Origin of the sequence: Kerstersia sp., from assembly GCF_052103615.1 — a bacterium.
In the GTDB taxonomy this organism is placed as follows: Bacteria; Pseudomonadota; Gammaproteobacteria; order Burkholderiales; family Burkholderiaceae_B; genus Kerstersia.
On sequence record NZ_JBQEKA010000044.1, the window covers coordinates 1 to 10547 of the forward strand.

Genomic DNA, 10547 nt, shown 5'->3' on the forward strand with positions numbered 1-10547 from the left:
AACAATCGGCATTTTCGGTCTTGGGCGCGACAATCCGCGACAACCGCAAACGCATCGTCGAACTGGCGGAAGAAAAGTCTCTGGAACTCGATCATGATGTTTGCCAGAAGGCGCGCTCCGACCTGACGAACCTGCGTACACGCCTGTGTGCGGAGATTGCGTGGTTTCCCGGCGTCTCACCACGCAAGGCGACTCAACTGGTCGAGAGCCTGCTCAGCGACCCGATGGCGATCCGAGAGGAATTGAGCCTCCCGACGCTCGCCCATCTGAATTTGCTGGCCGCTGCGTTCGAAACTGTAAATAGCAAGCACGACGCAGACGACTTGGTCAGGTTCATCATGGAGACTGCCTATCGTGCCGAAAATCTGACTCCGGAAGATGTTCTGCGCGACATCAATGAGGATCGTACCGTGTCGGGCTTTCCGAAAGTGCGTGCGCTCGACCAAATCGAGGCCGAACTGACGGAGCGCAAGCGGTACTACCGAACTGCCATCAAGGACGCGCTCGACCGGCTACCGCCGATGACGCTCATTCAAGTAATGACCGAAACCGTGGGTGGTGTGACCTTCGGCGGCGAGAATCATGCACCGGGACTAATCGATGACCTCGTGGACAGCTACGAGGTGGAAACCCAAGGTATCCTGCAAAAGGAGGCCGAAAACGTCCACAAGCTCATCAACGCCGCCAAAGATCATGCAGGCTCTGGTGAGTCTGCCGTCAAGCCTTACGTGGACAAGCTCGATATCGTTGCGCGCAATTGGAACAAGATCGCGAAGCCCATCCAGTTGAGTTCAAAAGCACGCGGCATTGACCACGACCAGAGCCTAAATCTGGCATGGGCAATTCGTAGTCTGGCGATTGATTTATTCAATGATTACGACATGCTGACGCAGTCAAAGAGGCTCACCAGTTTAATTCAGGAGATTTTTTCCGGAGTGCCGGACGTTGTCGAGACGGTTGGAGAAGATGCAGAGGCACTTTCCAATATTCAACAACATAGAAATGACGCATCTGCAATTGATCCGATCAGGCGCCTTGTTGAAGGCGTTTTGAAGAATATCGAACGCAGCCCGAGTACGGCAAACAATGCTGGAGAGTGGTTGCTCAGTGAAGGCCTGTCCCTCTTGAAAGCAGCATCGGTCAAGGCCAATTCCACCACTTACCGTGAAGCGCAGAACATTCTTGCAATCGGCATCATGCAATGTGCCATTGTCTTTGGGAATCAGACTTACCAATGGGGCCCTTGCAGGTCTCTATTGAAAAAGGCGTTGGAATTAGCATCAGACACAGAGCTTCGGAAGAAACTGAACGATAACCTGACCATCGTTGATAGAAATTACGACAGTCTCGGAGACCTTGAGCCGATCAAAAAAGCTCCGCCGCTGTATTCTCTTAACGGAATCGGTACCACTCTTTATGGGAATACCGCCCCAAAACCCGATGGGTCACACATGGCGACCTATTATTTCGTGTTCCTCTTCATCCCAATATTCCCGATCTCACGCTACCGAGTCATACCTACGGGTAGTGGCTACAGGTTCTTGGGAAAAGGTGTTCTCAGACCGTTCGACTATTGGCATATCGCAATTTCGATTGGCTTAATCTTGTTCATGTTCATTAAAGGCTGAAGAAGCAAGCAATGGGATTTCTCTCAAATCTGTTCAGTGGAGACGACACGCAGGGGCGCTATCCGTTCGCGGCGGGCGTGCTCCAGCCAGTCTTGATGGCAATGTACCTGTGATTTGAGCTGGCTACCGCTATGCTATTTCAAAGCTTTCTATCACGTAGCGCTTATATGCCCTTTGAGACATAAGGTATTGAGCCTGAAAACAACTAGAACTCAGCCTAATCTTTTGATCCATAAGTACCTTTCTCAGCGCCTCCTCCTTCCGCAAAAAACTTGACGCCGGCCATTTTTCATACTGAGCCGTGTCTTGCTCTGGCTATCCCGGGCAAGACACGGCCTCCCCCGCGGACTTCGCGGGAAACGCCTGGCCCTTACGGCCGCACGGCAGTCACTTCGATTTCAACCCGCCATGCCGGATGGGCCAAGGCTGCGACCTGGAAGGCCGAGCGCGCCGGCAATACCGGCTGTTTAGCCGCATCGCCATAGAACTGCGTATAGCCTTCCATGAAACCGGCAAAATCCATCTTGCCATCCGTTTCCGGGCCGCCCACCAGGAATACCTGCATTTTCACGACATCTTCCAGGCCCAGGCCCAGGCTTTCCAGGTGCTGCTTCGTTTGATTCAGCACACTGATGGTTTGCTCCTTGGTGTTCCCGTAAGCCGCCAGGGAATCCTTGGGCTGGTCCGGGTGGCTGACTTCCGGCACTTTGCCGCTCAGGTACACCACCGTTTTGCCCGCTGGCACCTCCACTGCGGACGAGACCGGGAAACTGCCTGCGCCATGGCGCACGACATCCCCGGCAGCAACGGCCGCACCCGACACCGCCAGCCCGGCCAGCCAGACGCCGGCCAGCGTCTTTTTCAGCATTCCTTTCATGAAACTGTCCTTTTCCTGTAAAGGTTGCGCCGCTTTACAGCAAACGGCTGAGATGGAAGGGTTTGGGGTCGATCTTCGGTTTTTCGCCGGTAATCATGTCAGCCATCAACTGGCCAGCCGCCGGGCCTTGGGTCAGGCCGAAGTCAAAGCCAGAGGACACAAACAGGCCAGGCACACTGGCCACATCGGAGATCACCGGCACCAGGTCATTCGCAACGTTCACCACCCCGCCCCAGCGTTCGATGACCTTGGCATTTTCAAAGACCGGGAATTCGCCGCGCAGCCACGACAAAGAGGTATCCAGCAATTCGTTATTGGGCGTAGGCGCCGTCACGCGTGCCAGCTCAAACGGACTGACTTCATCCATTTTCCAGGAGCGCGGGGTCTGGAAGGAACGCACCAGGTCACGGTTAAGGGCCAGGTCCATATGCAGGCCGCCCAGGTGCTTGGGCAAGTGCGGCAGGAAGTCCGCCGCCAGCGCGAAGCTGTCGCGGATGATGGGGGCAGTCAGATAACGCGGGCCGTTCGAATAGCTGCCATCGACTTCCTTGCGCCACACCACGATGCCGGCATGGCCGCAAGCGGGCGGCGCGCCAGCCACATCGCTGATGCGCTGTTGCGACAGATACACCGGCAGCAGCGGCAGATTGATACCAGCATTGCCGCAGAACAGGCGCGACCAGTAGCCGCCAGCCACCACCACCGTCTTGGCGCGGATCGGGCCTTTTTCCGTGATGACGCCAGAGATAGCGCCGCCTTCGGTTTCAAAGCCGCGCACGGCGCAATTGGTGATGATCTTCACCCCTTGGGTCTGGACATAGCGTGCCAGCATGGAAGCGCCGATGGCAGGCTCGATACTGCCATCGTCTTCCTGCAGGAAAGCCGTTTTCCATGGTGTTTTCGCGCCGGGCAGGCGCTCTTCCAGCTCTGCGCCTTCGATAAAGCGGGCACGGATCGGCGCATGCTCTGGCGCCTGGTGGCGCGCTTCGGCCAGCCAGGCTTCAACCTTGGCCACATCCTCATCATTGGCGCACGCCTGCACGCGGCCATACGAACGGTAGCTGGTGTCGGCGCCGATTTTTTCATTCATGCCGCGCCAGAGGTACTTGCTGTGCTGAATCAGTTCCGTAATGCCATCCAGGCCATAGCTTGTTACCTGGCCATAGGCACGGCTGGACTGCTCACCGGCAATCACGCCCTTTTCGCAGATCACGACGGACAGGCCGCGCTCGGCCAGGTACAGCGCCGTCGCCACACCAATCATGCCCGCGCCGACAATGACCACATCCGCGCTGGCCGGCAGCGTGTCGTCGCCCGCGACCGGCAAGGCACGCGAAGTGGCAGGCGCCAGAACACTGTCACGCAGCAGCATGGGGGTGACCGCTGCACCGCCGGCAACCACGACACCGGCACCAGCCCCAATAAGAAGTTTCCGTCGCGTAATCTTCATAATAGTTACTTCTATTCTCTTTAAGTATGCGAATGCACCGAACCCTGGGCGCTCGGTACGCGTGCGATCTTTACGTTAGCGAATGCAGCGATTACCGGCGCGCAGGCCCGGCAACGCCATTGGCAACACTGCCCCTACAGGGACAAGCAACGAAGCAGCCAAAGGTTTTCAAGGCATTCATGACAACTCCCATGAGCAACGTGGATGACGGACACAGGACTAAGAGACGAAATGCCATCGTGCAGCCCCTATCGGGGCATCCCGCAAGCAGGCGAAAAAGCCGCCGGAGAATAGGCATTTCAGCCATTGTGCGCCATACGCAAGCGATGCCATGCAATCAAGGGCATCAAAATGAAACTGCGCCCAGCCGGCGCGAGTACTCATGCGGAAGTTCCAAAATCATACTGATGGCGCGCATTGTGGGGCATTCTGAAATGCCCCACAACCGTACCGCATAAAAAACATATTTGCATAATATGTAAAAATAAAGCGCGATCACCGCAAAAATGGGCTGCCGGATACACGCGATCAATGACAGCGAGCCCTTTGAATTGCATGGGTTTTCCTAATCAAAAAACCCGTAAGTAATTAATAAACCAACCGCCTTCCGGCCTTGACGAGAGAAATAATGAGCAGAACGCTGGAGTCTGGCGTGATCCATGCCATGAGAGCATTCTTACGCGTTGTGGATAGCGGCAGTTTCACCGCAGCCGGTGAACAGATGGAATTGACGACGGCGCAGGTCTCCCGCCTGGTCGCTGATCTGGAGCGGCGCCTGGGCGCCAAACTGCTGCAACGCACGACTCGCAGCCGCGTGCTGACCGATATTGGCCGCGATTACGCTGCGCGTTGCCGCGAAATCATCGCCCTGGTGGAAGAAGCCGAGGCCAGCGCCGCCGGCGCGACGGCCAAACCCCAGGGGCGCCTGCGCCTGCAATGCATGGCCAGCTTCGGCCAGCATTATGTTGCTCCTATCCTGGCCGACTTCTGCGCCCACTACCCCGATTTGACGGTCAACTACAGCAGTTCCCAGTACTTCCCCGACCTGCTGGCCGATGGGGTGGATGTCAGCCTGTATCTGGCAGAGTCGCTAACCGACTCCGGCCTGACGGCCAAGCGGCTGGGCACGACATTTGCCATCCTGTGCGCCTCGCCTGACTACATCCGGCAACGCGGCTTGCCAACGGCGCCCGACGATCTGGACCAGCACGATTGCCTGCGTGTCGTGAACCCGTCAATTTCCACCGAGTGGCACCTGGAAGACCACGCGGCAGGCGCGAGTCATGTGTTCGCGCCCCAAGGCCCCATGGTGGCTGATACGCCGGAATTGCTGCTGGAAATGGCCACACGCAGCGCTGGCGTGACCCTGCTTCCGCTATTTTCAGTGATTGATGCCATCCAGGTGGGCCGCTTGCAACGCGTGCTGCCGCAATGGCGCTCGCCGGATATCGGCGTATTTGCCCTGCTGCCGTCGCGCTCGTTTGTGGATGCCAAAACCCGCGTCTGGCTGGAATGGGTCGATCAGCACATTTCCCCCCGCCTGCAAGCGGATGCCGCCTATTTTTCCCCGCCGGAAAGCGCACAGGACAGCCTTGCCGCAGCGCTATAACCCGCCGCGAGAAAACCCCAATTTGCGCCCGCCGCGCCCATTGCTACATTGTCTGAAAAATAGAACGAACATTCGTTCTGATCTTGAGCCCTATGACTACGTTTGCTACCCCCGCCTCTTCCCTGACTCTTTTTCCCGAACTGGGCTCGCGCCATGTCGCAACCCTGCGCGCAGCCCTGCGCCTATTCACCGAGAAAGGCTATTTCAGCACCTCCATTCACGATATCGGCAGCGCCGCGGGCGTCTCTGTCGGTTTCATGTACCACCATTTTTCCGACAAGCAAGGGCTGGCGGGCGCGCTCTATCAGCATTTGCTGACCCGCATGAATACGCTGCTCGACGACATTGAAGCCAGCCATGCCTCGGCCAGCAGCCGCTGCCAGGCAGTCATGCAGATGTTGTTCGAACTGACCGAAGCGGAACCGGATGTCATGGACTTCATCGTGCACGCCCGGCATCAGGAATTCCTGCCAGGCGAACCCTCCATCTGCTCATCCACCCCGTTTGTCCGTATGCGCAAATTTGTCTTTGAGGGCATAGATGCCGGTGAAATCCGCGCCATCGAGCCGATAGTCGCCGCCGCCATGATGTATGGCGCCGCAATCCGCATGGTCTGTCTGCGGCTCGACGGTGTCATTACCGAACCGCTGGCCTGTTATGTCGAAGAACTTTGGGCCAATACCTGGCAATCCTTGAAAACTTAATTTTTTTTTAATAAATCAGAACGAACATTCGTTCTGACCTTTAACCACCCTGAGGAGGGTTCCATGGCACATCGCATTCTTATCATCGGCGGTGGGATAGGCGGCACCATGACCGCCAACCATCTGGTGACCAAGCTGTACCCTGAAATCCGTTCGGGCAAAGTGCAAGTCACGATGCTGTCGAACTCCCCTTGGCACTATTACAAACCCGCCTTCATGTATGTGGCGTTCAACAGCTTTTTCCGCGATGAATTGCGCCGGCCCCAGCGCAGCCTGCTGCGGCCTGAAGTCGATTTCCATGTCGAAGAAGTCGAGACCTTCGAATTCAAGGCCAACCGGGTCCGCTGCAAAAGCGGACGGCTTGTAGGCTATGACCATCTGATCATCTCGACGGGCTGCCTGCCCTCACCGGAACGCATAGAAGGCCTCAAAGAAGCGGGCGATCATTTTTATCAGCATGCCCCGGCCCGCCAGCTTGCCGAAAAACTGCGCACCATCGAACAAGGCCGGATCTTTATTACCGTGACTTTCCCCAAGACGCCGAATGTGCCGCACCAGTGCGGTATCGCGCCGATCGAAACCACCCTGATGCTCGATGACCTGCTGCGCAAACGCGGGGTGCGCGACAAGATAGAAATTGTTTATACCTACCCGACGGTTTCGCAACTGCTGCGCAATTGCCTGTTCCTGCAGAAAGATACTTGCGAAGTGCTGCCGACGATTTTCGAGCAACGCGGCATCAAGCATCAGCGCGGCTTTACGCTGGACCATGTGGATCCCGACCGGAAAATTGCCTATTCGGCGGAAGGCAAGGAAGAAAACTTCGATATCCTGATGGCGACGCCGCCGATACGCGCTGTCGATGCAGTGCAAAACACCGGCATTTCCGAAGCGCTGGACGGCGAAGGCTGGCTGCCCACCAACCACGAGACCTTGCAGGTATATGGCCTGGAAAATGTCTATGTGCTGGGCGATACCGTCGATTTGCCCGTCAGCAAGGCGGGCGGGTCCTGCCATAGCCAATCACCGGTAGTTGTCAACAACGTTGCCTCTGAAATCCGCTTCGGCCACCCTTGCGATGCCTACGACGGACGCGTGGTCGCCATTGCCCAGATGGGCCTGGAAGACGGCATGCCGCTTTGGTATGACTACCATGTGGATGTCAAACCGACACCCCCGAACAAGCTGGGCGGCCTGATGCGCAAGGGCTTCAATCGCGGCCTGTATTGGTCTGTCGCGCGCGGCCTGGTATAGACGGCCAGAGATCCTGTTTTTCTTCCCCTATTCCCGTATTGGAGCTGAATCATGACCTCTCCCGACCAAACCCCTTCCGCCCCCCAGGCCGAACCTTGAAGCCTGCTCACAGACGAAGCGGCCATGCAGGGCCTGGCCGAACTGGTTGGCAAGCTTGAACCCTTGCTTGCCGGCCGCCGGCTAAACCGCATCGTGGACTTGCTGTCCGTCACCGCCGACCTGGTGGATATGAGCGATGCCTATATGATCGAAAAGCTTGCCAAGGCGTATGAAGAAACCACGGGCGCCCTCTGGACAGCAGGCAATGCCGTGCGCATGGCCAACGCCCAGGTCTCGCAAATGCAGGAAACGCCCTCGCTGTTCGGCCTGGTGCGCATGGCGCGTGATGAAGATGTCCGCCGCGGGCTGACCTTCATGCTGTCCGTGGCTGGCGTGCTGGGCAAGCAGATGGCGCAGCCGCCGCTGGACGGCACGGCCGACTGAGTGAGTGAGAACGGCCGGATAGCCGACTGAGACCAAATTAAGACCAGAACCGCGCGCCCGGCGCGCTGGCGGCTGTCTGCTCAGACACGCCGCTGGCGTGCCGGGCGCTGCGGCGGCGGCAAAGCGCGGAAATATTCTCCCGGTGTTTGCCCCATCATGCTGCGGAAAAAGGAAATAAATACGCTGTCGCTGGAAAACTCCAGCTCCGCGGCTGTGGCCGCAATGCTTTTACCTGTCGCCAGCCATTCCATGGCTCGCATCAAACGCCATTGCTGACGCCACTGCTGATAGCCCATTCCGGTTTCCTTGCGGAAAATGCGGCCGATGGTTTTGCCGCTGGCCCCCACCTGCCGCTCCAGCAGGTGCAAGGCTGACGGCAGTTTGTCCTGCTCCTTCAATAAGCCTGCCAAGCGCCGGTCCGCAGGCATAGGCAGCAGCATGGGCTGCACAGGCGCCTGCGCCGCTGCTTAGCCCTCTGGCGCGCCAGCACGCGCTGATGGCAAGGCAGCAGGTTCTGCTGCGTGGGCCCAGGGCTCCTGCATAAAACGCTGAGCCAGATAATCCATCAGTGCCTGCACTCTTGCCGGCCGGCGGCGCCCAGGCGGCGTCACGAGGGACAAGGCCAAGGGCTCGACCGCCCAGCCATCCATGGCGGTTTCCAGGTGCCCGGCCTGTAACTGCTCCCAGATCAGGAACTCAGGCTGCAATGCCAAGCCCAGGCCCGCCAATAATGCCGGGGTCAAGGCTTCTGCATTATTGGCGCGCAAAGCCACCGGCAATGCCTGCGTGAAGTCGCCCTGCGCCGCATGCCGGAAACGCCAGCTTTCCCCGCCGGCGGAATAGCTGTATTGCAAGGCACGGTGCGCCGCCAGGTCACGCGGATGCTGTGGCCTGCCGGCGCGCTGAAAATAGGCGGGGGTGCCAACCAGCAATATCCGCACACGGCACAGCTGGCGCGCCAGCAGGCTGGAATCTGCCAGATTGGCAATGCGCAAGGCCAGATCAAAGCCGTCCGCCACCAGATCCACGCGGCGGTCATCAAACTGGATATCCAGCGCAACATCAGGATGCTGCTGCATGAACTCGGGCAGCAAGGGGCTCAGGCGTTCAATGCCAAAAGACATGGGGGCAGACAAGCGGATCACGCCCCTCAGCGCGGCGGATTGTTCCGCCATTTCAGCCTCCACCGCCACCCCTTCCGCCAGAATGCGCTCGGCGCGTTCCAGCGCCGCATGCCCGCTTTCCGTCAGGGACAGGCTGCGCGAGGTGCGATGAAACAAACTCGTCTTCATGCGGGTTTCCAGGCGTGTCACCGCCTTGGACACGGTTGCCTGCGATAAGGCCAATTCGGCCGCCGTCCTGGCAAATGAACCCGTCTGCGCCACCGTGGCAAAAATGGCCCAGGCCTCCAGATCCGGTAGTTTTTTCTTCATGCCGACAGTTCCCCCGCAACCCCTGTTGCCATGTCATTGCTTGCGCATTGTGGCGCGGTTTACCCCAGGCGTGGCGGTCTTTTCCAGGCCGCCCGGCCATCAGCCCCAAAAAATGGAAAGCATGACTTTCCATTTTCGGGATTCCGGCAAACGCGCTGGCGTCTTAGACTGGCACCATCAATCACGAATCAGCCGTAGGAGGACACCATGATCGAACATCGTCCCTTTGCCAGCCTGGGTGGCGCAGACCACGGCTGGCTGAACGCCAAACACCATTTTTCCTTCGCCGAATACCATGATGCTGACCGCGTCCACTGGGGCGCCTTGCGTGTCTGGAATGATGACACCATCCAGGCTGGCACGGGTTTCCCGCCGCATCCCCATGCCGATATGGAAATCATCACCTATGTACGCCAAGGCGCGATTACGCACCAGGATAGCCTGGGCAACAAGGGCCGCACCGTAGCGGGTGATGTTCAGGTCATGAGCGCGGGGCATGGCATCCGGCATAGCGAGTACAACCAGGAAGCAGACGCCACGCAGATTTTTCAAATCTGGATTTTCCCGGAAAGCCGTGGCGGTGAACCGTCCTGGGGCACGCGGCCCTTCCCCCGCGATGACCGTTCCGGCCGGTTTGTCGCGCTGGCCAGCGGCATGCCGGAAGATACCGATGCCCTGCCCATCCGCGCCCGTGCCCGGGTACTGGGCGCGAGCATGAAAGCGGGGGAAACCATCGAATATACCTTCGATGAAGCCAAGCGTTACGGGTATCTGGTTCCTGCGGCAGGCAAGGTGGAGGTCAATGGCATTGTGCTGGAAGCGCGTGATGGCGCTGCGGCTTTTGACGAACCCCGTCTGCGCGTGCATGCGCTCGAAGATGCCGAGCTTGTCCTGGTCGATGCGCCGGGCCTGCAACGCGCTTGAGCCTATGACGCCCGCTCCGGCCTTGGGCTGACGCCCTGCGCCAAGCCTGTCCCTGGGGCAGGTTCAGGGCGGCTTTGCCGCGCCGCTGGCGGCCTGCTTGTGCTGCGCACTCTGCCGCAGCGCAAGCAGGCCGTTTTTTTGCAAACTAAACAGGCCCAAACACGCGGTATATCCGCGCATAAATT

At 58.6% G+C, this 10547-nt stretch carries 9 protein-coding genes and 1 pseudogene; 6 read left to right on the forward strand and 4 right to left on the reverse strand.

Features of this window, described 5'->3' with window-relative positions; genetic code table 11:
• Positions 1-1628 (forward strand): annotated as a pseudogene (locus ACTJGZ_RS10415) (hypothetical protein); the annotation flags it as partial.
• A gap of 370 nt (positions 1629-1998) precedes the next feature.
• Here the strand turns inward: ACTJGZ_RS10415 and ACTJGZ_RS10420 are convergent.
• On the reverse strand, positions 1999-2505 hold the full coding sequence (locus ACTJGZ_RS10420) for a RidA family protein (protein WP_441662856.1): 507 nt from the start codon (positions 2503-2505) through the stop codon (positions 1999-2001).
• 34 nt (positions 2506-2539) lie between these two features.
• The gene (locus tag ACTJGZ_RS10425; RefSeq protein WP_441662857.1) at positions 2540-3955 is read right to left on the reverse strand and encodes an NAD(P)/FAD-dependent oxidoreductase; all 1416 of its coding nucleotides are present in this window, start codon (positions 3953-3955) and stop codon (positions 2540-2542) included.
• 628 nt (positions 3956-4583) lie between these two features.
• Between ACTJGZ_RS10425 and ACTJGZ_RS10430 the strand changes: the two genes are divergently transcribed.
• The 4 genes from ACTJGZ_RS10430 (at position 4584) to ACTJGZ_RS10445 (ending at position 8005) form a co-directional block, all read left to right on the forward strand.
• Positions 4584-5564: a LysR family transcriptional regulator gene (locus ACTJGZ_RS10430; protein ID WP_441662858.1), complete on the forward strand. Its 981-nt coding sequence runs from the start codon at positions 4584-4586 to the stop codon at positions 5562-5564.
• 92 nt (positions 5565-5656) lie between these two features.
• Positions 5657-6268: a TetR/AcrR family transcriptional regulator gene (locus ACTJGZ_RS10435; RefSeq protein ID WP_441662859.1), complete on the forward strand. Its 612-nt coding sequence runs from the start codon at positions 5657-5659 to the stop codon at positions 6266-6268.
• A 63-nt stretch (positions 6269-6331) separates the two neighbouring features.
• Positions 6332-7522 carry an NAD(P)/FAD-dependent oxidoreductase gene (locus ACTJGZ_RS10440; RefSeq protein WP_441662860.1) on the forward strand — a complete coding sequence of 397 codons (1191 nt, stop codon included), beginning with the start codon at positions 6332-6334 and terminating at the stop codon, positions 7520-7522.
• A gap of 123 nt (positions 7523-7645) precedes the next feature.
• Positions 7646-8005 (forward strand): DUF1641 domain-containing protein, encoded by a 360-nt coding sequence (locus ACTJGZ_RS10445; RefSeq protein WP_441662861.1) that lies wholly within the window; start codon positions 7646-7648, stop codon positions 8003-8005.
• 80 nt (positions 8006-8085) lie between these two features.
• Here the strand turns inward: ACTJGZ_RS10445 and ACTJGZ_RS10450 are convergent, their stop codons facing one another.
• Both ACTJGZ_RS10450 and ACTJGZ_RS10455 read right to left on the reverse strand, forming a co-directional pair.
• On the reverse strand, positions 8086-8445 hold the full coding sequence (locus ACTJGZ_RS10450) for a helix-turn-helix domain-containing protein (protein ID WP_441662862.1): 360 nt from the start codon (positions 8443-8445) through the stop codon (positions 8086-8088).
• A 27-nt stretch (positions 8446-8472) separates the two neighbouring features.
• Positions 8473-9438, reverse strand: coding sequence for a LysR substrate-binding domain-containing protein (locus ACTJGZ_RS10455; protein WP_441662863.1), 966 nt, complete (start codon positions 9436-9438; stop codon positions 8473-8475).
• Between the two features lie 207 nt (positions 9439-9645).
• Between ACTJGZ_RS10455 and ACTJGZ_RS10460 the strand changes: the two genes are divergently transcribed.
• A complete protein-coding gene (locus ACTJGZ_RS10460; RefSeq protein ID WP_441662864.1) occupies positions 9646-10362 on the forward strand; it encodes a pirin family protein in 717 nt (238 codons plus the stop codon).
• Positions 10363-10547: the final 185 nt, after the last annotated feature.